At 60.6% G+C, this 21,112-nt stretch carries 25 protein-coding genes and 1 pseudogene; 15 read left to right on the top strand and 11 right to left on the bottom strand.

Annotated features, from left to right (window positions below; all coding sequences use genetic code 11):
• The first annotated feature begins 13 nt into the window (after nucleotides 1-13).
• From ACIQ09_RS13255 to ACIQ09_RS13200, 12 genes and pseudogenes are all read left to right on the top strand, one after another.
• Complete coding sequence (locus ACIQ09_RS13255; protein WP_398310475.1) at nucleotides 14-1,249, top strand: efflux RND transporter periplasmic adaptor subunit; 1,236 nt, start codon at nucleotides 14-16, stop codon at nucleotides 1,247-1,249.
• 9 nt (nucleotides 1,250-1,258) lie between these two features.
• Nucleotides 1,259-4,348 carry an efflux RND transporter permease subunit gene (locus ACIQ09_RS13250; RefSeq protein ID WP_398310472.1) on the top strand — a complete coding sequence of 1,030 codons (3,090 nt, stop codon included), beginning with the start codon at nucleotides 1,259-1,261 and terminating at the stop codon, nucleotides 4,346-4,348.
• A 49-nt stretch (nucleotides 4,349-4,397) separates the two neighbouring features.
• Nucleotides 4,398-4,736 carry a P-II family nitrogen regulator gene (locus tag ACIQ09_RS13245; RefSeq protein WP_398310469.1) on the top strand — a complete coding sequence of 113 codons (339 nt, stop codon included), beginning with the start codon at nucleotides 4,398-4,400 and terminating at the stop codon, nucleotides 4,734-4,736.
• An 82-nt stretch (nucleotides 4,737-4,818) separates the two neighbouring features.
• Nucleotides 4,819-5,769 (top strand): beta-propeller fold lactonase family protein, encoded by a 951-nt coding sequence (locus tag ACIQ09_RS13240; RefSeq protein ID WP_398310466.1) that lies wholly within the window; start codon nucleotides 4,819-4,821, stop codon nucleotides 5,767-5,769.
• Complete coding sequence (locus ACIQ09_RS13235; protein WP_398310463.1) at nucleotides 5,766-6,347, top strand: cytochrome b; 582 nt, start codon at nucleotides 5,766-5,768, stop codon at nucleotides 6,345-6,347. Before ACIQ09_RS13240 ends, ACIQ09_RS13235 begins: the two co-directional genes overlap by 4 nt.
• Nucleotides 6,348-6,400: 53 nt before the next feature.
• Nucleotides 6,401-6,598, top strand: coding sequence for a hypothetical protein (locus tag ACIQ09_RS13230; protein ID WP_398310460.1), 198 nt, complete (start codon nucleotides 6,401-6,403; stop codon nucleotides 6,596-6,598).
• Between the two features lie 85 nt (nucleotides 6,599-6,683).
• Nucleotides 6,684-7,316 (top strand): cation transporter, encoded by a 633-nt coding sequence (locus ACIQ09_RS13225; RefSeq protein WP_398310457.1) that lies wholly within the window; start codon nucleotides 6,684-6,686, stop codon nucleotides 7,314-7,316.
• Nucleotides 7,317-7,396: 80 nt separating this feature from the next.
• A complete protein-coding gene (locus tag ACIQ09_RS13220; RefSeq protein WP_398310454.1) occupies nucleotides 7,397-7,834 on the top strand; it encodes a DUF411 domain-containing protein in 438 nt (145 codons plus the stop codon).
• 170 nt (nucleotides 7,835-8,004) lie between these two features.
• On the top strand, nucleotides 8,005-8,343 hold the full coding sequence (locus ACIQ09_RS13215) for a hypothetical protein (protein WP_398310451.1): 339 nt from the start codon (nucleotides 8,005-8,007) through the stop codon (nucleotides 8,341-8,343).
• Nucleotides 8,313-8,525: a hypothetical protein gene (locus ACIQ09_RS13210; RefSeq protein ID WP_398310448.1), complete on the top strand. Its 213-nt coding sequence runs from the start codon at nucleotides 8,313-8,315 to the stop codon at nucleotides 8,523-8,525. Before ACIQ09_RS13215 ends, ACIQ09_RS13210 begins: the two co-directional genes overlap by 31 nt.
• Before the next feature lie 541 nt (nucleotides 8,526-9,066).
• Complete coding sequence (locus ACIQ09_RS13205; RefSeq protein ID WP_398310502.1) at nucleotides 9,067-9,627, top strand: recombinase family protein; 561 nt, start codon at nucleotides 9,067-9,069, stop codon at nucleotides 9,625-9,627.
• A gap of 2 nt (nucleotides 9,628-9,629) precedes the next feature.
• Nucleotides 9,630-10,991, top strand: a pseudogene (locus ACIQ09_RS13200) (DUF4158 domain-containing protein); the annotation flags it as partial.
• 30 nt (nucleotides 10,992-11,021) lie between these two features.
• On the opposite strand, the gene ACIQ09_RS13195 reads toward ACIQ09_RS13200, so the two are convergent.
• From ACIQ09_RS13195 to ACIQ09_RS13155, 9 genes are read right to left on the bottom strand one after another with little or no spacing between them, the layout of a single operon-like run.
• Entirely contained in the window at nucleotides 11,022-12,419 is a 1,398-nt protein-coding gene (locus tag ACIQ09_RS13195) for an ISL3 family transposase (RefSeq protein ID WP_398310445.1), read from the bottom strand.
• Nucleotides 12,420-12,447: 28 nt separating this feature from the next.
• Nucleotides 12,448-12,990, bottom strand: coding sequence for a transposase (locus ACIQ09_RS13190; RefSeq protein ID WP_217986311.1), 543 nt, complete (start codon nucleotides 12,988-12,990; stop codon nucleotides 12,448-12,450).
• A gap of 31 nt (nucleotides 12,991-13,021) precedes the next feature.
• On the bottom strand, nucleotides 13,022-13,360 hold the full coding sequence (locus tag ACIQ09_RS13185) for a hypothetical protein (RefSeq protein WP_217986310.1): 339 nt from the start codon (nucleotides 13,358-13,360) through the stop codon (nucleotides 13,022-13,024).
• The gene (locus tag ACIQ09_RS13180) at nucleotides 13,357-13,614 is read right to left on the bottom strand and encodes a hypothetical protein (protein WP_217986309.1); all 258 of its coding nucleotides are present in this window, start codon (nucleotides 13,612-13,614) and stop codon (nucleotides 13,357-13,359) included. The genes ACIQ09_RS13185 and ACIQ09_RS13180 overlap by 4 nt, the downstream gene beginning before the upstream one ends.
• 2 nt (nucleotides 13,615-13,616) lie before the next feature.
• Entirely contained in the window at nucleotides 13,617-13,868 is a 252-nt protein-coding gene (locus ACIQ09_RS13175) for a DUF2442 domain-containing protein (protein ID WP_217986308.1), read from the bottom strand.
• 20 nt (nucleotides 13,869-13,888) lie between these two features.
• Entirely contained in the window at nucleotides 13,889-14,149 is a 261-nt protein-coding gene (locus ACIQ09_RS13170; RefSeq protein WP_217986307.1) for a DUF4160 domain-containing protein, read from the bottom strand.
• A 15-nt stretch (nucleotides 14,150-14,164) separates the two neighbouring features.
• Nucleotides 14,165-14,491: a hypothetical protein gene (locus ACIQ09_RS13165; RefSeq protein WP_217986306.1), complete on the bottom strand. Its 327-nt coding sequence runs from the start codon at nucleotides 14,489-14,491 to the stop codon at nucleotides 14,165-14,167.
• Nucleotides 14,492-14,504: 13 nt separating this feature from the next.
• Complete coding sequence (locus ACIQ09_RS13160; RefSeq protein WP_217986305.1) at nucleotides 14,505-14,795, bottom strand: hypothetical protein; 291 nt, start codon at nucleotides 14,793-14,795, stop codon at nucleotides 14,505-14,507.
• Nucleotides 14,792-15,001 (bottom strand): hypothetical protein, encoded by a 210-nt coding sequence (locus ACIQ09_RS13155; protein ID WP_217986304.1) that lies wholly within the window; start codon nucleotides 14,999-15,001, stop codon nucleotides 14,792-14,794. The genes ACIQ09_RS13160 and ACIQ09_RS13155 overlap by 4 nt, the downstream gene beginning before the upstream one ends.
• An 82-nt stretch (nucleotides 15,002-15,083) precedes the next feature.
• Here ACIQ09_RS13155 and ACIQ09_RS13150 point away from each other — a divergent pair, with 82 nt between their 5' ends.
• Both ACIQ09_RS13150 and ACIQ09_RS13145 read left to right on the top strand, forming a co-directional pair.
• A complete protein-coding gene (locus tag ACIQ09_RS13150; RefSeq protein WP_398310499.1) occupies nucleotides 15,084-16,739 on the top strand; it encodes a Tn3 family transposase in 1,656 nt (551 codons plus the stop codon).
• 165 nt (nucleotides 16,740-16,904) lie between these two features.
• Nucleotides 16,905-17,816: a type II restriction endonuclease gene (locus tag ACIQ09_RS13145; RefSeq protein WP_398310438.1), complete on the top strand. Its 912-nt coding sequence runs from the start codon at nucleotides 16,905-16,907 to the stop codon at nucleotides 17,814-17,816.
• Between the two features lie 105 nt (nucleotides 17,817-17,921).
• Here ACIQ09_RS13145 and copK read toward each other — a convergent pair whose 3' ends face one another.
• Together copK and ACIQ09_RS13135 are read right to left on the bottom strand one after the other, a co-directional pair.
• Complete coding sequence (copK, locus tag ACIQ09_RS13140; RefSeq protein ID WP_169148639.1) at nucleotides 17,922-18,209, bottom strand: periplasmic Cu(I)/Cu(II)-binding protein CopK; 288 nt, start codon at nucleotides 18,207-18,209, stop codon at nucleotides 17,922-17,924.
• Nucleotides 18,210-18,437: 228 nt separating this feature from the next.
• The gene (locus ACIQ09_RS13135; protein ID WP_398310435.1) at nucleotides 18,438-18,836 is read right to left on the bottom strand and encodes a hypothetical protein; all 399 of its coding nucleotides are present in this window, start codon (nucleotides 18,834-18,836) and stop codon (nucleotides 18,438-18,440) included.
• Nucleotides 18,837-19,065: 229 nt separating this feature from the next.
• Here ACIQ09_RS13135 and ACIQ09_RS13130 point away from each other — a divergent pair.
• A partial coding sequence (locus ACIQ09_RS13130) for a heavy metal translocating P-type ATPase (protein WP_398310432.1) occupies nucleotides 19,066-21,112 on the top strand: 2,047 nt, incomplete at its 3' end.

The raw sequence follows: 21,112 nt of genomic DNA, 5'->3' as shown, positions 1-21,112 counted from the left end.
CCGGGTGCTTTCCATGCCAACGTTTTCCCTCCGGCGCGCCGCCTGGCTCGCCCTCCTCACCAGCGCCATCGCACTGGCAGCCTGTAATCAACCCGATGCCCCGCCGGATCAGGCCAAGGCCGCGCCACCCGCCAAGGGAAAAGCCGCTTCAAGCCAGGAAGCAGGCGAGAAGGAAAATGCTGAAAAGGAGTCCAACGAAGCGGGCGAGGCCGGGCTGCTGAGGCTGTCCGCCGAGGAAATCGAGACGGCGGGTATCCAGGTCGAAGACCTGGAGATGAAACCCGTGGCGGACCAGGTGGTCCTTACCGCTACCATCCGCGCCAATCAGGACCGGATTGCCCACGTCGCGCCCAGGGTGTCGGCGCGAGTGGCCAAGAGCGTCGCCAATCTGGGCGACAGCGTGAAGGTCGGGCAGGCATTGGCTGTCCTGGACAGCCTTGAGCTGGGCGAGGCTCATTCCGCCTATCGCCAGGCCCAAAGCCAGTTTGCCCTGGCCAAGGCCGATTTCGAGCGGGCGGAAAAACTCAAGGTCGATGAGATCATTCCCGAGAAGGACTATCTGCGGGCCCGGAGCGAATACGAGAAGGCACGCGCCGCCTGGCGCGCCGCCGATGACCGGCTGCGGCTCCTGGACGGGGAGCACCGGGACTCGGACCAGGGGCCGACCTCGCTTTTCCCGCTGCGGGCTCCCTTCGCCGGCACGGTCATCGAGAAGCGTGCGGTGGTGGGCGAACTGGCACAGCCGGACAAGAGCCTCTTCACAGTTGCCGACCTCTCGACCCTGTGGATCGAAGCCAACCTTTTCGAAAAGGATTTGAGCCGGGTGCGCTTGGGTGCCCGGGCGATTGTGACGGTGAGTGCCTATCCGGAGGAAACCTTCCAGGGACGGCTCACCTACATCAGCAGCACGGTTGATAAGGAGACCCGGGCCGTGCCGGCGCGGGTGGAAGTACCCAATCCGGACCGGCGTCTGAAGCCCGAGATGTTCGCTACCGCCGCCATTGCTACCGGGGGTGCGACTTCGGCCATCACTTTGCCGCAGTCGGCAGTGCTGTTGGTGAATGGTCAGCCCATGGCCTTTGTCCGCGAGGAAGGGGGCTTTGAGCCTCGTGCCGTCGAACTGGGCGAGAAGGTCGGCAGCCGCGTGATCATCCGGGGTGGCATCAAGCCTGGTGAGTCGATGGTGGTCGCTGGCGCCTATGCGCTGAAGGCGCGGCTCCTCAAGTCGCAAATCGGCGACGCAGACTGAGGAACCGCCATGCTCAATACCATTGTCGATATTTCGCTACGTTACAAGGTCTTGGTCCTGGTGGGCTTTCTGCTCGTCGTGGCCTTTGGCGTGCAGGCGTTCCGGACCGTGCCGGTGGATGCCTTCCCGGACGTGACGCCGGTGCAGGTCAACATCTATACCGAATCGCCCGGGCTCGCCGCCGAGGACGTGGAGAAGCTCCTTACCTTCCCGGTGGAAATTGCCGTCGCCGGGCTGCCCGGCGTCGAGGAAATCCGCTCGGTGTCGCTGTTCGGGCTCTCCTACGTCAGCGTCTATTTCAAGGACAACGTGGACATCTACTTCGCCCGGCGCCTGGTTGGGGAAAAGCTCCTCGAAGCCCGGGAACGGATTCCCGAAGGCTATGGCGAGCCGGCCCTGGGACCGAACACGTCGGGACTGGGGCAGGTATTCTGGTACACCGTCGAGTCCGCCGATCGGAAGCTCTCAACCATGGACCTGCGCACCCTGCAGGACTGGAGTGTGCGGCTCATGCTGCGCACCGCACCCGGCGTGGATGATGTGACTTCCTGGGGCGGCGACGAAAAGCAGTTCCAGGTGCTCATCCAGCCCCAGAAGCTGATCAAGTACGGCTTGACCTTCAAGGCGGTGATGGAGGCCCTGGCCGCCAACAATCGCCAGGTGGGCGGCCAATACGTCAATGTCGGGCAAGAGCAGTATCTGGTGCGCGGCCTGGGGTTGGTTTCAGGCACCCGCGACATCGGCAATGTCGTGATCACCCAACACGAGGGAGCGCCCGTCTATGTGCGTGACGTGGCCGAAGTGAAGGAAGCGCCGAGCCTGCGCTTCGGCGCGGTCACCAAGGATGGCCGGGAAGTAGTGCTGGGGCAGGCCTTGGCACGCATCAACGAAAATGCCAAGAACGTGGTGGATGCGGTGAAGACCAAGCTCAAGGTGGCCCAGCAAGCGCTGCCGGCAGGCGTCACCATCACCCCAGTGTACGACCGCACGGAGTTGGTGGAGAAGGCGCTCAAGACGGCGGAAAGCGCCCTCCTGGAAGGATCCATCCTGGTCGCGGTGGTCCTCTTCCTGTTCCTGGGGGAGATCCGTTCGGCCGTGGTCGTGGTCGTGACGCTGCCGCTCGCCATGCTGATCGCCTTCATCCTGATGCAGTCCTTCGGGATGTCCGCCAACCTGATGTCCCTGGCCGGGCTCGCCATCGGTATCGGCATGATGGTGGATGGCGCGGTGGTGATGGTGGAGAACAGTTTCCGCCTCCTCTCTCACCAAACCGGCAAAACCCCCAACAAGACGCATGTGATGTTGGAGGCGGCGCGGGAGGTGATTAACCCCATCGCTTTCGCCATCCTCATCATCATCGTCGTCTTCCTGCCGCTCTTTTCGCTCACCGGCCTGGAAGGCAAGCTCTTCAAGCCCATGGCGCTCACCATCGCCTTCGCCATGGTGGGTTCCCTTGTCTTGACGCTCACTCTGGTGCCGGTGCTGGCAGCGCTGATCCTGAAGCCGAAGGAAGAGAAGGATACCTTCATCCTGCGCCACGCCAAGCGCTTCTATCTGCCGATGCTGGACTGGGCGCTGGACCACAAGAAGCCGGTGATCGGCGGCGCCCTGGCGTTGCTGGCGGTAGCGCTCGCCGTCTTCCCATTCCTCGGCAAGGAGTTCATGCCGACTCTGCAGGAAGGCACGCTGATCTTCCGGGTGACCGGCATTCCGTCTACCTCGCTGGAAGAGAGCCTGGTCGTGGCGAAACGGTTTGACGCCGCGCTCAAGCAAAGCTTTCCCCAGGTCACCTCCACCCTGGCCACCATCGGCCGCGCCGAAAAGGGCGAGACCGCCGACGTGAATTACATGGAAGTGCTGGTAGATACGAAGCCGGAGAGCGAGTGGCCTCGACGCATGTCAATGCCGGAACTCGCCCACGAAATGCAGGAATCCCTGGAAAAGGCCATCCCGACCGTCGTCTTCGGCGCCACCCAGCCGATCCAGATGCGGGTCGAGGAGCTTATCTCCGGCGTGCGGGCGACCCTGGCCCTCAAGATCTATGGCGAGGACCTGGCCGCGCTCGATCGGTTGGCCGGCCAGATGAAGACCGTGCTGAGCACGGTGCCCGGCGCTGCGGACCTGTCACTGGAAGCGAACAAAGGCAAGCCGCAGATGGTGATCAAGGTGAACCGCGATGAGGCGGCCCGCTATGGGATCAACGCCGATGAAATCCTTGAAGTGGTGCAGGCCGGCATCGGCGGCAAGACCGTGTCGACCGTGATTGATGGCGTCAAGCGCTTCGACCTCCAGGTTCGCCTCGATACCGCCTTCCGCGACAGCCCGCAGGCCATTGCCGATATCCCGATCCGAACCCAGGCCGGGGCGCTGGTGCCGCTCTCCCGGGTGGCGACGGTGGAGACCGACGAGGGCTATTCCTTCGTGCGGCGCGAGCAGTTGCAGCGCTATGCGGTGATCCAGATGGACGTGAAAGGCCGGGACGTGGACGGTTTCGTGCAGGAGGCAGGGGCGAAGCTGCGGGAGCAGGTGAAACTGCCAGCCGGCTACTGGACCGAATGGGGCGGCGCCTTCGAGAACCAGCAACGGGCCTTGGCCCGGCTGGCGCTGATCGTGCCGCTGACCATCGGGCTGATCTTTATCCTGCTCTATACGGCCTTCAACTCGCTCACCCATGCGACGCTGATCATCGCCAACGTGCCCTTTGCCGTCATCGGCGGTGTCTTGGGACTCGCCCTTACTGGCCAATACGTGTCGGTACCCTCGGCCATCGGCTTCATCGCCGTGTTCGGCGTGGCCATGCTCAACGGCATCGTGCTGGTCTCCTTCCTCAATGACCAGCGACGGCGGGGACTCTCGATCCGGGAGGCGGTGCGCCAGGGGGCCGCCTTGCGCCTGCGTCCGGTGTTGATGACGGCTTCAGTCGCCATCCTGGGACTGATTCCCATGCTGCTTTCGCAAGGGGTCGGTGCCGAAACCCAGCGGCCTCTGGCCACCGTGGTGGTGGGCGGCCTGTTCACCTCCACGGCGCTGACCCTGCTCCTGCTGCCGCTCATGTACGAATGGGTGGAAAGCCGGCGGGAGCGCAATACCTCAACCTGACCTGAAGCGGCGGCTCCGTGTCTGTCGGGGCCGCCGCCTGGAGAACGATATGAAAGAGATCAAGGCATTCATCCGCCAACACCGCATCGCCGATGTGCTGGAGGCATTGCGCGATTCTGGGCTGTGCAATGCGGGCGCGGGCGCCGGCTGTTACAACGTCACGGTTTCCCGGGTGCAACGGCCGCTGGCCGATGCCGACCCGACCCAGCAGCACTTTTCGATGGACCTCGCCGAAGCCGTCGTCCAAGAATACAAGCTGGAACTCCTGTGCGCGGACGATCTGGTGGATACGCTGATGGACCTCATCTCCCAGGCAGCGCACACGGGGCAGCCCGAGGCGGGTTGGGTTTCCGTAAGCGATATTGAGCGGGCGGTGGAGATCCGGTGAGCTTCGGTGACCGGTCAACACGGCAAGCAGGTTTATCGAGGTTCATTTTGTCAACGGAAAGAAACTCACCGAGGAGATTGGTATGAAAATACATAAACAAGGATTGGCAGTGCTGGCCGGCGTCATGCTGTCGGGTTCGGTCGCGCTGGCCGCGCCGATGGCCTACGTGCCCAACGAGAAAAGCGGCACGGTGTCGGTCATCGATACCGCCACGGACACCGTCGTGGCGGAAATCAAGGCCGGGAGCAAGCCGCGGGGACTGGCCGTCAGTGCCGACGGGAAGCGACTCTTCGTCAGCGACCAGCCGGACAGCGCGCTTCTGGTCATCGACCTGGAAAAGCGCGCCGTGGTCGGCAAGGTGGACCTGGGCGAATCGCCGGAGGGCGTGAGCCTCTCCCCGGACGGCAAGTGGGTGGTCGCGGCAGTCGAGGTCAGCAACAGCGTGGCGTTCATCAATTCCGCCACCCTGCAAAAGGAATTCAGCGTTCGCACCCGTGGCAAGAACCCGGAGCATGCGGTCTTCAGCCCGGATGGCCAGTGGCTTTATGTCAGCGCCGAAGAGGCGGATCAGGTCGATGTGGTCGATGTGGCGAAGCGCGAACAGGTAGGGTCAATTCTTGTCGGCACCCGGCCCCGCGGCATCGGTTTCCTGCCCGACGGCAGCCGCGCCTACGTCGCTTCCGAGGTGGCAAGCACGGTGTACGCCATCGACGTGAAGGCGCAAAAGGCCATTGCCACGATCAAGGCCGGCACCTTCTCGAACGGCGTGGCCATCCGTCCCGACGGCAAGCGAGCCTACATCTCCAACGGCAAGGATGGCACCGTCTCGGTGATCGATACCGAGACCAATGCGGTCGTGGCCACGATTCCCGTCGGGAAGCGCCCGTGGAACATGGCACTGACGCCGGACGGCAGGAAGCTCTACGTGGCCAACGGCCGCTCCAATTCGGTGTCGGTGATCGATACCGAGAGCAACCAAAAGCTCCATGACATCCCGGTCGGCGAACTTCCCTGGGGTGTGGTCGTCCGATGAGTACCGGAGACACGTGCCCTGTCGATACGCCGGCGCCCGCCCGCTATCCGCGGAGGGCGGTGATCCTGCACTGGATCGTGGCGCTGCTGATCATCGCCTTGCTGGCGAGCGGCTGGACCATGGTCGACATTCCGAGGAACACCCCCGAGCGGGCCTTCTTCTTCAACCTGCACAAGTCACTCGGCATCGTCGGGGCGTTTTTCATCGCGGCATTGATCGCCTGGCGCGTCAGGCATGAGGTGCCGACGCTGCCCGCAAGCATGCCGCGGTGGGAAAGGGGAGCGGCCGTCCTCAACCATTGGTTGTTCTACATTTTGATGGTGCTGGTGACGCTCGCCGGCTACCTCACGTCCTCTTTCAGCAAGTACGGTCCGAAGCTCTTCGGCATCCCGCTTCCGCATTGGGGATGGGAGGACGCGGCACTGCGCGGCGATTTCGCGGCGGTGCATCGGGTGGCCGGGCTCGTCTTCGCGGTGTTGATTGTGCTTCACGTCGCTGCAGCGCTCAAGCACCTGTTGTGGGACAGAGATGGGGTGTTCCAACGGATGATGCCCGGCGCCAAAATGAAGGTGCCATAGCAATTCATGGTGAATGCTTCGCATCGGAACAGTCTTTCGAAGGAGACACGTCGATGATCAGGAAGGAAATCGCAAAGTTCTTTTCCGGCGTCGCAGCCAACCAGGTGCTGACGCATGGAGCCCTGGCCGCATCCGGCGTTCAATTCACCGTGTTCGGGATCAGCTATACAATGACGCTCAACCTGACGGCAACTGCCGCCTGGGCGATCATTCTGGCCTTCCTGACTTACTATGGATGGATAAGACGGTGATGGCGAAGCCATCGGCCGGGAAAACAAGCTCGTGCCGTCGCGAGCAGAGGGCGCGACAGCGTCTCGCACGCTTCGAATGCCGAATATGAGCAAGACGAAGGGCGAGGACACGGAAATCCGGCTCGATGCGAGCAACGCAGACGAGCCACGCACGCTGCTTTGGGTGCTCGGAATCAATTTCACCCAGGTCGCTGTAGCCGGCACCGTAGGCATCGCGGCGCAATCCGCGGGCCTGCTGGGCGCCGCGCTCGACAATCTCGGGGATGCCGCCGTCTATGCCGTGAGCTTCTATGCAGTGGGCCGAACGGTTATCGCCAAATCGCGTGCGGCGACCCTGTCGGGCATTCTTCTGATCACCTTGGCCCTCGGGCTGTTTGTTGAAGTCTTGCGCCGTTTTTTTGCGGGAGCCGAGCCGCTGGGGCTCGCGATGATCCTGACCGCGCTCGCGAACGCGGCCACCAATCTGCTCTGTCTCCGGCTGCTGCGGGCGCACCGCGCCCACGGCGTGCACTTCAGGGCATCATGGATTTTTACGACCAATGACATGGTAGCGAATGCCGGGATCGTTCTGTCCGGCGCCCTGGTCATGATCCTCAAGTCTCCGCTTCCCGACCTCCTGATCGGGCTGGTTGTCGCTGGAATCGTGCTGAAGGGCGGATGGGACATTCTCCGTGAAGCGCGCGCGGCACGCAGCGCGGCAGGAAAACCATTGACATGAAGTTTGATTGACGCCGGTTATCCTATTTTCCCATTACTGGACTTTAGCCCGTCTGCCATCTATTGAAAGGTTATATTGCCATGTTGAAAAAGCTCGTTATTTGCCTGTTAGCGACCACTGCACTACAGGGCGCCCTTGCGGCACAACTGCCCGAAGTGACTGTCTATAAGGATCCTGATTGCGGCTGCTGCACCGAGTGGGTCAAGCACATGCAAGAGTCTGGCTTTCAGGTGAAGGAGGTCAATACGCGAGCCATGGACGTGGAACGGCAACGGTTTGGGGTGCCCCCGCATTTGGGTAGTTGCCATACCGCGAAAGTTGGCGGCTACACCGTGGAAGGCCATGTGCCTGCCTCCGCCGTCAAGAAAATGCTGGCCGAAAAGCCGTTGGTACGGGGCCTGACCATTCCTGGCATGCCAACCAATGCCCCCGGCATGGGGCCGCACATCGTGGGAACGCTCAAGGTATACACCTTGCCCAAAGTGGGTGAGTCGTCTCGCCTCTACTCGGTCGAATAGCGCCGATTCCCGAAAGTGCGGTTGGGGAAATTTTGGCAATGCGCCGATGTGGAGGACCGTGTTTGCGGACATGGGCGCCAGTTTGCTGGTAGCTACCAATGGCCTTCGGTTGTTGCGAAGGTAAGCACGCCGGTCTATGCTGAATCAATCCAACCCGAAGGAGATCGATCATGAAAAAGACTCTATTGATTACCGCCATGTCCGCCTTGATGCTGTCAGCAACACCGGTATTTGCGGAACCCGCAGCCCCCGCCGACAAGGCGGCTCAGGCGAAACCTTCTGTGCCGAACGTGGCTGAGTACGACAAGCAGATGGCACAGGCCCAGGAAAACATGAAGAAAATGCAGGAGCAGATGGACAAGATTCGCCAGACCCAGGATCCGCAAGAGCGTCAGAAGCTGCTGCAGGAGCATTGGACCACCATGCAAGGCAATATGCAGATGATGCACGGCATGTGGGGTAGCGGCGGCATGGGGGCATGGGCTGCTGCATGGGCGGCCGGGGCATGATGGGGCACGGCATGATGATGGGCGATCCGACGATGGGCTGGGGTCACATGGGCAGCTATTACTCCAAGCTCACCCCGGAGCAAATGAAACAACGGCAGTACATGATGGATCGCCACATGGGCATGCAGCAGATGATGATGGACCACATGATGCAGCACCAGCAGTACATGTGGCAGCGCTGATGGTGTTGGAATTCTGACGCAAAATTAATGGGAAGAGGAAAACGAGCATTCTTGATGGCCAGCCAACTTCGCTACATCAAGACCTCGCAAAATTGCGCCAATTGTTTGGCCCCGGCAAACATTACGACCAAATTGCCAGCGGCATGGACAGCGATCACATAAGGAGTTCGGCATCGCCGGTACTCCGTGCCCAAAATGGGGAGACGCTTCGATGCCTGCTGGCGTGGCGTTCGGGCCAGGGTCCGGCCGGGATTTGCAGAAAGCCTGATGGAAAGCCGATTGATGTTCGCTTCGACTGATTTGGGTCAGCCTGTTTCGGGAAAAGAGCCAGAAAGGCGACAAGCCTATGGTTTTGGTTCGTGCTTCCCGAATGGCGGATTTTTATCGCGTGGCCTCGCGGTGTCATTTTTAGCTATACCCCAACCTGATGTCAGGGCTGACCGCTTACAGAAGTCCGGATAGAGTCGAATATTCAATTTATTGACACATGCCGCGACAGGTCATGGATTTCTACCTGACAGAATTCGCTCGGGAGAGAACTTTGAAAGGTCAACGCGTCGGCTACGTCCGGGTCAGCAGCTTCGATCAGAACCCGGAGCGTCAATTGGAACAGGTTCAGGTGGACAAGGTATTCACCGACAAGGCATCGGGCAAAGATGCGCAGCGGCCACAACTCGACGCACTGCTGGCCTTCGTGCGCGAAGGCGATATTGTCGTGGTGCATAGCATGGATCGGCTGGCCCGCAACCTGGACGACCTGCGCCGCTTGGTCCAGAAGCTGACCCAGCGCAGGGTGCGCATCGAGTTCGTCAAGGAACACCTCACGTTCACCGGCGAAGACTCGCCGATGGCGAACCTGATGCTCTCGGTCATGGGTGCGTTCGCAGAATTTGAGCGGGCCTTGATCCGCGAGCGGCAGCGTGAAGGTATCGCGCTCGCCAAGCAGCGCGGGGCCTACCGAGGCCGCAAGAAAGCGCTGTCACCCGAGCAAGCGGCCGAGTTGCGACAGCGGGCCGCCGCTGGTGAGCAAAAAGCGACGCTGGCACGTGAGTTCGGCATCAGCCGGGAGACCTTGTATCAATACCTGAGAACGGACGACTGACCTTGCCGCGTCGCTCAATACTTTCCGCGACGGAACGGACGGGCTTGCTGGCTCTCCCCGAAAGCCAAGATGACTTGATCCGCTACTACACTTTTAACGAAACCGATGTGGCGCTGATTCGGCAACGCCGGGGCGATGCGAACCGGCTCGGTTTTGCGGTGCAGCTCTGTCTGTTGCGTTATCCAGGCTATGCACTGACCAGCGACTTGGCGGTAGCGGAACCGGTCATCCAATGGGTTGCCCGCCAAGTCCGAGCTGAACCCAGCGCGTGGGCCAACTACGGCGAGCGCGATGAAACACGGCGCGAACATCTCCAGGAACTGCGTGCCTATCTCGGGCTGTCACCGTTTGGCCTGTCTGACTTCCGCTTTCTGGTACGTGGCCTGACCGATTTGGCCATGCAGACCGACAAGGGCTTGGTGCTCGCCGCTCAAGCGCTGGAGACACTGCGGCAGCGGCAAATCATCCTGCCGGCACTGACCGTTGTCGAGCGGGCCTGCGCGGAAGCTGTGACGCGTGCCAACCGGCGCATCTATCGGACATTAACCGAGCCGCTGACGGCTCAGCACCGGCGCCGGCTCGACGATCTGCTGAAGCTCAAACCGGAGAGCAACATCACCCGGTTAATTTGGCTGCGCCAATCACCTGTCAAGCCGAACTCCCGGCACATGCTGGAGCACATCGAACGTCTGAAGGCATTCCAGGAACTGTCTCTGCCTGAGGGCATTGGCCGCCACATCCACCAGAATCGCCTGCTGAAGATGGCACGGGAAGGCGGACAGATGACGCCGCAAGACCTTGCCAAATTCGAGAGCGAGCGGCGTTATGCCACCCTGGTCGCATTGGCCTTGGAGGGCTCAGCCACGGTCACGGATGAGGTGGTCGATCTGCACGACCGCATTCTGGTCAGTACCGCCAAGAACAAACATCAGCAGCAGTTCCAGAAACAGGGCAAGGCGATCAACGACAAGGTACGGCTGTACGCCAAGATCGGCCATGCCTTGCTGGAGGCCAAACAGTCCGGCACTGATCCGTACACCGCCATCGAGACCATCATCCCTTGGAAAGATTTCACGCAGAGCGTCACCGATGCCGATCAACTCGCCCAAGCCGAGTCGTTCGATCACTTGCACTTGGTCAGTGAGCAATTCAACACGCTACGCCGCTATACGCCGGAATTCCTGGCTGTGCTCAAGCTGCGCGCAGCACCAGCAGCGCGGGGCGTGCTGGACGCCATTGAAGTAGTGCGCGGCATGAATTCCGACAGCGCGCGAAAGGTGCCGGCGGACGCGCCGACAGCCTTCATCAAACCTCGCTGGAAATCACTGGTCTTCATCGACGGTGAAATCGACCGCCGTTTTTATGGGTATCCGGATTTGAGTGTGTTTGAACGGTCACAGCCGGCCTTCTTCGAGTAGCCGGATCAGTGTGTTTATGTCGGCGCCGTAGTTCTTCTCTGGCACCTCATCCGGGTGTGGTTCTGCGGCTTTGAGGACGGGCGGCCTGGGCGGTGCCACCCTGGCCAGGGTAGGAAGACCGTAGCCCACCAGATCGTCCGCCATGTCATACCCCCGCACCGACACCGGCTCGCGCTTCCGCTCGAACTTGGGCCGGGACAGCTTGTGCTTGTGGGCACCCTCGGTGAACAGAATCTTCGCCCGCAGCGCCTCGAAGCTGTAGCCGCGCCCGAGCCGGTTCATCACCCGGATCAGGCTATTCAGGGACTCGGTGTAGGCATTGGTAACAGGGTGGTCGAAGTAACCGAGAATCCACGGCTGCCAGTTCGACCAAGCGCGGATCAGGTCATGGAAGGCGTCCCGTACTTCTGGCGTCACTGACCGATTCCAAGCCTCGTAGCGCCGCAAGGCATCCTCCGGGCTACCCAACCCTTCATAGACGCCGTAGAAGTCTTCCTTGAGCCGGTATGCCTGCCCCAGCTCGGGATAGTTCTTCGTCCATCCATCCATGAGCAGCCGCTCCTGGTCGTTCAGGTCGCGCTCGCGCTTCAGCAGCACGAACCGGTCGTGCATGAGCCCCCGGCGCTGCTTTGGCGTCAGTTGCTCTCTGAGGCTCTTCCGGACCTTTTCCAGCGCATCGTTCGCCATCCGGACGACGTGGAACTTGTCGATGACGATGCGGGCGTCAGGAATGACCGCCTGGACGGCATCGCGGTAGGGCGTCCACATGTCCATCGCCACGTACTGGACATCCTTCTTCCCTTCCAGGTTGTACAGGTAGTTCACCACCGTCTTCTTGTCCCGGTTCGGGAGCATGTTGACGATGGTGTTGTTGCGGATGTTGCTGATGACGCACCGGGGACGGATCAGGTGGATTTCGTCGATGCCCATCCACTTGGGGGTCTCAAAGCGGAATTGCGCCTCCAGGTCGTTGATGTAGTCCCGGAAGATGTTGCGCACCGTCTTCTCGTCGATACCGACTTCCTCGGCGATGCTGGCGAAGGTGCGTTTCAAGCTCTGCTGTCCGATCCACTTGGTCAGCCGGTCGGTCATTTCCCGCTTGGCGTTCACTGCCGGCAGAGACTCCATGAAGGTCTTGCCGCAGGCGAGGCAGCGCCAGCGCCGGGTATCGACGTAGATGCCCACGCGCTTGCCGTGGGTCGGTATATCGCGGATCAGTTGTTCGTTACGGCCGTGGCCGCGAAGCGAGTCTGACCGGCAGGAGGGGCATGCCGTGGCCGGGTTCGTGACCTCGGCGGTGATGTGGTAGTCGTGGTCGGTTTCCTCGACCCGAACTACCTTGTAGTCAGGGAGGTTCAGGATATTTGCGGGCATTACTTCGTCGATTCCATCGCCGGCCGCATCAACCGGCAAGCTGTTTGATGCGATCCGTCAGGCGGCCGAACGCTTCGTTCACGTACTCCAATACCTTTGGTTCTGCGCCCAGCGTGCGCAGCGAATCTTTAAAGGCGTTCAGGTCGGACAGCCACTGCCGATGCAGGCGGTTCAGCTCGTCGAGTTGAGGCTGGAAGACTTGGAGGTTGCCGCTTGCACGAAACGCCTGGTAGCCGCGCTCAAGCGTGGCCGCCGTGGTCAGCAGTTGCGCACCCATTTGCTTGTGCTGCTCGGAGAACTCAGCCATGTCGTCATAGGGTCGCGATGCCTTCTTGCGCTCAGCTTCAGATGCCTCTTCCATGATGATGGCGTAGCGGTAGAATCCAGGGAATTCGCGGGATAACGCCATGAGCTGCTGGTCGGAAGTGCCGACCCAAATCCTGTGCAGATCTGGCACGTACCCCATCATGCGATCGATGATGGCGTGCGACTCGTTGATGCTCTGGGTAGCGAGCTGTTGCATGTGCTGGTCGATCTTCGCGGCCAGTCGGCGGAATTCGTTCGTGCTCATGCCTCGGCAGCCTCGACTTTTGTCATGTGGCTCACCACCTACTCATCCCATGGTTGCACGCTGTTCGCAAGGCATCCCGTGTCGAGGACGGCACGGGCGCGTTGTTGAGCACAAACAAGCTGGCCGACACCGCCCTAGCAACCTCGCTGCCGAACTTCTCGGCGATCTGCTGGGCGAAGTTGTCAGCGTCTTGCCCCACGTACAGAAGCACAGCCTCACGTAAGCGAAGCTGCCCGAGCATCGCGTCCACAGAGGCTTGTCGTGCCCGTTGAAGCTCGGCTTGCAGCTCCGCGATGAAGCGATCCTGCCGCTGAATCTTCTCGACCAGCGCAGTCTCCACGACCGCATCGAGCGTCATACTGTTCATCATTTGGGCATCGCCTCTTCACACATGCGCCGAATCCTCGTTGCTCCCCAACCTTGGATGATCTTGTCCAAGGAATCGCCGTAGCGTGCGGCCGAGTTGAAACGCGCCATGAAGGCATCTTCAACCCCGGCAGTTCGGGCTGACTCCAGGCAGCGGTGGAAGGCATTTCGTGCGCGGTCTTGTCTCAGCGCCGCAACGGCAAACTGGAGAAGCGCGAGCCCAGCAAGCGCAAGAACCGTGAGTAGAACCAGTTTCATCGTTATTGCACTCCCTTCTTAATCTCGGCGTACATGGCATCAGGGGCCAAATCGATCTCACCCGGCCAGGTCACCGCACCGTGCTCAACGAACGCCTGGGCGAAGAGCGCAGAATCGGCGAGGGAAGCAAAGACCCCGGCGCTGGGCGAATGGACCAACGCGGTCAGGTCCACCGTTCCCTCGGTGCCGTCCACGAATCGGACATGCAGCCGGAAGTCCGGTAGCGCTTCCACGGTCGCAACACGCCACGGCATGCGCGGCTCGATAGGCGGCGTTACGGCAAGGGGCGAATCTTGTGGGGCTGCTGATTGCGTGCGCATAGCTCCCAGTCCTCCATGAGTTCGGCGCGATGTTCCTGCGCCCATTCCAAAATCAAGGCAAGTGCCCGCCGGGGCATCTCGCCTTCCAGGATGTCCAGGGTCCGGATGTCGATCAGCACTTCATGCTCGGCGTAGAGTGCATGGAAGTGCGGCGGCGCGTGATCGTTCCAGAACATTTGAATCAGGATTCCGTAAAACGTGCTGATGGTCGGCATCTACGATTACCTACCTCAGAACGGACTCGGCGAACTGTAGCCCGACTTACGCTCCGGCTCGGACTCGGGTTCCATTTCGGCCGCAACACGCTGGAGTCCGTCGAGGTCGATCACGCGGAACGTCCAGTTGCTTCCAGTTTCGTGCTTGACCTCGAACCGATGCTCGCCGACTTGCAGGTAATGTCCCTCCGGCCCGGCAGGGGCATCTTCGGTGAGGCTCGCCATATCGTGGTAAGCCTGTTCCCCGTCGAATTCGCCGGTCGCCACGTCCACCACAACTCCCGATCCGACATCACCACCTTCCCGGAAGGTGAAATACAGCATTGCGTCGATTGCACTCATTGATTCACTCCTTTCAAGTCCATCGATTCTGGGTATGCACGCCATAACTCACCAGTCTGCGCACAACCCGCGTCAGCTTGTTGCGGAACGCCCTGTCATCTGCCACGCCGAGCCTGTTTGCCAGATCGCCCAGAAAGTCCTGATCGTTATCGTAAAACCCAAGCAGTGAGAAGCGGTGCAGGACTGATTCCGCAAGCTCAAGAACCAAGGCGATGGCAATGTCGCGTTCGGAGGCGCCGCGCACCTGCCGCAGTCCTTCGCGGACCATCGGACGTTCTGCCTGCATTGTCTCGCCGGTCATCATGCCGCTTGCGCTTTCGCGTCCCGTTCCAACTGCACCATGTCGCGGGCATCGTTGAGCACAACCGTTTGGTCGAACCCGTGACGCTTCGCCCACCGGCTCAATTCGAGCCGAGCACCCACCGCAATCCGCTTGCCGCATCCGGGAGCAAGCTCTTTCACTCGGTCGATGTACCGCTGCTGCGCTTGCGTCAGTGTCAGATTTGCCATGGTAACCTCATAAACACATTGTAATCCGGTTTTAGTATAAGACGACGCCAGAAGAAAAGCAACAACAAAATCCGGTTTTGCTATCGATTGTCACGCGCTCGTCATCGGGCAGAAAACACACTCAAATCCGGATACCCGTTTTTATGAAATCTGCGCCCTTTCGGAACTGAAAAACTCGCTTCGCTCTGGCGACATCTGGGTGCAAGGCTCCCGCCAGTTCCGCGACTTTGACGAATACCTGTTGCCGGTCGAGAAGTTCGTCACACTGAAGCAGGCGAAAACGTTGCCGATTGCAGTGAACCCGGACTGCGACCAATACCTACATGAGCGGTTGCACCTGCTGGAAGAACAACTGGCGACAGTCAATCGTTTGGCGCTGGCCAACGAACTACCGGATGCCATCATCACCGACTCCGGCCTGAAGATCACACCACTCGATGCCGTTGTTCCCGAAGCGGCGCAAACGCTGATCGACCAGACCGGCATGTACTTGCCGCGCATCAAGATCACCGAGTTGCTGATGGACGTAGACGACTGGACGGGCTTCACCCGCCATTTCGTTCATCTGAAGGATGGCGAACCGGTCAAGGATCGGACGCTATTGCTATCGGCCATCCTGGCCGATGCCATCAACTTGGGGCTGACTAAAATGGCCGAGTCCTGCCCCGGTGCGACCTACGCCAAGCTGGCCTGGCTGCAAGCCTGGCACGTCCGTGACGAAACCTATTCCGCCGGGCTGGCCGATCTGGTGAATACCCAGTTACGCCATACTTTTGCTGCGAACTGGGGTGACGGCACCACGTCATCGTCTGATGGGCAGCGCTTTCGGGCGGGTGGCAAAGGCGAGAGCACCGGCCACGTCAATCCGAAGTACGGCCACGAACCCGGCAGACTGTTTTACACCCACATTTCGGACCAGTACGCACCGTTCAGCACAAAGGTGGTCAACGTCGGCGTGCGCGATTCGACCTACGTGCTCGATGGCCTGCTGTACCACGAATCTGACTTGCGGATCGAGGAACACTACACCGATACGGCCGGCTTCACCGATCACGTGTTTGCCTTGATGCACCTGCTGGGATTCCGTTTTGCGCCGCGCATTCGTGACCTGAAGGATACCAAGCTGTATGTACCCAAGAGCGGAGAGGACTACTCAGCACTGAACACGATGATCGGCGGCACGCTGAATATCAAGCACGTCCGTGCCCATTGGGATGAGATTTTACGACTGGCGGCGTCCATCAAGCAGGGTACGGTGACGGCCTCCTTGATGCTGCGGAAACTCGGCAGCTACCCACGCCAGAATGGCTTGGCGGTTGCGCTGCGCGAACTGGGGCGGATCGAGCGCACGCTGTTTATCCTGGACTGGCTGCAAAATGTCGAGTTGCGTCGTCGAGTCCATGCCGGGTTGAACAAGGGTGAGGCGCGGAACGCGCTGGCCCGGGCCGTGTTCTTCAACCGGCTTGGCGAAATCCGCGACCGCAGTTTCGAGCAGCAGCGTTATCGAGCCAGCGGACTCAATCTGGTGACCGCCGCTATCGTTTTGTGGAACACCGTCTATCTCGACCAGGCAACGCAGGCGCTGCGCGAGACCGGCAAACCCATCAATGACGGACTGCTGCAATATCTGTCGCCATTGGGCTGGGAGCACATCAACCTGACCGGTGATTACGTCTGGCGGCAAAACAAGAAGGTTGAGGATGGAGAGTTTCGGCCGCTACGCAGCGGAAAACCTTAGCGTACGATTTTTTCCGAATTCTGCGGCGACCCCTTCAAGGGGGCCGATCATGCGTTCCTGTGGAAGCCCAAACTGCGGATTCCGGACATCTACGAAGACCGGGACAATCAACGCGCCTTTGGACGGCTGCTGCATGCGTGCCACTGCTGCACCAAGGAGGCCGACGTGCTCCAGGCGATCCGCACGCTCGAAGCCAAGAGCATCAAAGGCCTCGGCCCCGCCGCGGCCAACCTGTTTTACTTCATTCACCCGACGATCGTCGTCCCGTTCAATACCGCCATCGTCAAAGGCTACAACGCGTTGACCGGCGCTGCCGTCAAGCTTGGGCGTTGGGATCATTACCTTGCGATGCGGCAGGGACTCATCGAGTTCAATCAGCGCCACCGGGATCTTCTGTCCAATGATCTGGGCGCGGTTGCCGGGCTCATGTTCGATCTGGGCATGGAGCGCTATCCCTTGCCGCCCGCCGAGGGAGATGCCAAGGCAACCGATGCCTGGGCCAAGGATCTGGCCGCAGTCCGGGAGGAAACCGCCGCCTTTGCCAAGCAACTCGACAAGAATCGGGTTTCCGACGAGGGGCATACCGAAGTGCAAGGGTGGCTGAGAGACCTGGGGCTGGCCCTGGGGTTCTCGGTGTGGATTGCCAGCAACGACCAGAGTCGGCCCTATAACGGAGGGCGCCTCGCCGATGGGTGCCTCACGGTCTTGCCCCTGGCCTTGCAAAATGAAGGAGCTGACGCGGTGCGGCTCATCGATGTGATCTGGCTGGAACGAGAATCCGGCACAGTGGTGGCGGCATTCGAGGTCGAACATACGACCTCGATCTACTCCGGCATCGTTCGGCTGCTGGATCTGGCTTTGTCCGGTGGCGCGGCCCAGCGCCATCATCTATTCCTCGTCGCTCCGGATGAACGAGAGGCCGATGTCCGGCAGCAGGTGCTGAGGCCGGCCTTCTCACAGGTTAGGGAGCTCAACATCCGCTACCTACCGTACGGAGAGCTACGCCAACACCGGGAAGCCATCGCCCGGTTCGGAGTTGGCATCAAGCCTGTGGAAGCCATCGCCAGAATGTTCTGATGTGCATTTTGAGACTAGTCGCCATCGACAATGAATCTCGTGAGCCCCCAAGCTGCCTCAGGGTGCATTGAGGGCTCTCATGCCATTCAGGCGGCAACGGAAGAACTAGCTCCCATCGCCATGTCGTAGTAGCGAGTCAAGCCGCATGACCTCATCGCCATGCATGATGATCTTCCGGCCATCCTTGGTTTCCATGACGGTTTCTTGCTTCATGCGAGTCGCACGGCCGTACTTGTCTTCCATGGCCATTTTCCCGTCCTTGAAGATATAAACCGTCGAGCCATCTTTCAGCTCGATGACCTCTTTCGCTGCCGCCCGCGCCTCATCAGAAGCGAATGCACCCGTTGTACCTATGACGCTCAGCGCGGCCACGACCAACATTTTCTTTAGCATTTCTCTCTCCTTTGGTTGTGTGCAGGTGATCCTGCACTTCTATGATGGACGTTGGCTCCTTACGGGAGCCAAACCGTCCGATGACAGTTTTGTCAGCGGCTTGTTATGTTGTCGGGCCGCTTTGTTGCTGGATGAAACGCGGCTGTTGGCAGTCCCGACTGAGTGTCAGGGCTTGAGTAACAGGCGCGAATGTGGTCGCGTCGGATCTACAAGTGAGTCTCGTCGGGGCTACTTGCCCTTGGTCGCTTCGTAGAGGCCGTGTCCGCCCACACCTTCTTCGTGGTTGTCCTTACCCCGATCCAAGGTCTTTTCGGCTTCGCGCTTTTTGGCCTGGCTTTCCTTTGTCGCCGGCGGCATCTTCTTGGCTTCATGGAGTGCGTGACCGCCAACCCCCTCCATGTGGTTGTCCTTCTCCCGATCCCAGTTCTTCTGCAGATCGCGTTCCTTCTTCACATCGGCAGCCGTGGGTTTGCCTTGCTTTTGCAGTTCGTTGAGGGTGTGTCCGCCAACGCCTTCAACGTGATTGTCCTTGTCGTTGATATCTGCATGGGCAGCGCCGGCAGTGAGCAGCAGCGCGGCAAATATGGTGGAAATGAGTTTCATGATTTTCTCCTTTGGTTCGGTCATGAGTGAGCCTGCAGTTGAAGCATGCGCTACCGACCCTTACGAGACCCGAACATGGGGGTGACAATTGCGTCACCTGCATGTCAGGAACAGGAGCCTCGTCCAGACTTCCAGAGGATGGTCGCTCCCACCACCGTCCCGATCACAAAGTGAAAAAAGGGCTCCGACGCCGTTGACCTTCCCATGATGGCAAGGTCTAGCCTGCTCCTGTCACCTCAACAGGAGTTGCATCATGAGTTCTTCCACTGTCACGCTGCCCCGCCAGGCGCTATCGATCGGTATTGAGGGCATGACCTGCAGCAGTTGCGCTGCCCGCGTAGAAAAGCTGCTGGGTCGCTTGCCCTGCATTTCCAGGGCCACCGTCAGTTTCTCTACCGAATCGGCGTTGCTGGAGTCCGACTCGGTCGTTGATCTGACGACCGTGCGCCAGGCGATTGAGAAGGCGGGTTTCCATGTCCCTGAGGAAAACCGGGTTTTGGCGATCACGGGGATGACGTGCAGCAGTTGCGCCGCGCGAGTGGAGAAGGTTCTGGCCGGGGTTCCCGGTGTCGTGAGTGCCGTCGTCAACCTCGCCACTGAACAAGCGCATGTCACGCTGACTCGTGGCGTGCCTACCTCGGCCCTGATCGAGGCCGTCCGGAAAGCGGGTTACGATGCCGCATTGCAGACGGAGGGCTCCCCAGCTGCCGCAGCATCAGTCCGCCAGGGTGCCGAATGGTGGCCTGTTGCAGTTGCGGCGACCCTCTCCCTTCCGCTCGTGATTCCGATGCTGGCTGATCTCTTCGGCGCACATTGGATGCTGCCCGGCTGGGTGCAGTTGTTGTTGGCAACCCCTGTTCAATTCTGGCTGGGGCTGCGTTTCTACCGTGCAGGCTGGAAGGCACTGCGTGCAGGTAGCGGGAACATGGATCTCTTGGTGGCCCTTGGAACGACTGCGGCCTACGGACTCAGCGTATATCTCCTGGCAAAGCCGACAGGCGGTGAGATGCCTCACCTGTATTTTGAAGCTTCAGCCGTGGTGATCACGCTGGTTCTGCTGGGCAAGTGGCTTGAAGCCAGGGCCAAGCGGCAAACCACCGAGGCGATCCGGGCGCTCCAGGCTCTGAGACCCGCCGTTGCCCGCATTCGTACTGACAACGGTGATCAGGAGATCACCATCGATGCGGTCCGCGTGGGCGACGTGGTTGTTGTGAAGCCCGGCGAGCGGGTCCCAGTGGATGGTCAAATCATGGAAGGAGAAAGCCACTTGGACGAATCCATGTTGACCGGTGAAAGCCTGCCGGTCCCCAGGCAGCCGGGAGATCGCGTCAGCGGTGGTGCGATCAATGCCGACGGCTTGCTGCTGGTGCGGACAACGGCCATCGGTACGGAAACCACTTTGGCCCGGATCATCCGGTTGGTCGAGAGTGCCCAGTCTGCCAAGGCGCCCATTCAGAGCATGGTGGACCGGGTGAGTGCGGTATTTGTCCCGGTGGTCATGCTCATCGCCCTGCTGACCTTTGGTGGATGGTGGGCGTACGGCGGTGATGTCGAGACGGCGATTATCAACGCCGTCGCCGTGCTCGTGATTGCCTGTCCGTGTGCATTGGGTCTTGCCACGCCCACTGCGCTCATGGCGGGAACGGGGGTTGCCGCCCGACACGGCATCCTGGTGAAGGATGCGGAGGCGCTGGAAGTGGCGCACAAGGTGACAGCCGTCGTCTTCGACAAGACCGGCACGCTGACGGAAGGCAAGCCCCAGGTCGTGGCCCTCGAATCCGGCAGCGGTGATGCCCGGCAGCTCCTCAGCCTTGCTGCCAGTCTTCAGTTGGGTAGCGAGCATCCCTTGGCCCGAGCCGTGGGCAAGTCTGCCCAGGACGCGGGGTTGAGCCCGGTGGTTGCGCGCTTCGTCCAGGCCTTGCCCGGACGCGGGCTTGCCGGCGAAATTGAGGGCACACGCTACGTTCTTGGCAATACCCGATTGATGCAGGAGCGCGGCTTCATGATGGACCATCTCGCAGACACCGCGAAGCACCTCGAAGCCGAAGGGCGGACTGTATCCTGGTTGGCGTCGGAAAGCGCCCAAGCGGTGCTGGGCTTGATCGCCTTTGGCGACCGGCTGAAGCCAGAGGCGCTGGCCAGTATCGACCGCCTCAAGCAGATGGGGATAAGAACCGCGCTGATTACCGGCGATAGTCGGGGCGCTGCGCATGGCGTGGCAACCGGGCTTGGAATCGATCAGTGTCTGGCCGAAGTGCTGCCAGGGGACAAGGCCGCCGCGATCGAAACCATGAAACAGG

It is taken from the genome of Zoogloea sp. (assembly GCF_044344315.1).
Taxonomy (GTDB): Bacteria; Pseudomonadota; Gammaproteobacteria; order Burkholderiales; family Rhodocyclaceae; genus Zoogloea.
This window is presented reverse-complemented; position numbering and strand designations above follow the sequence as displayed.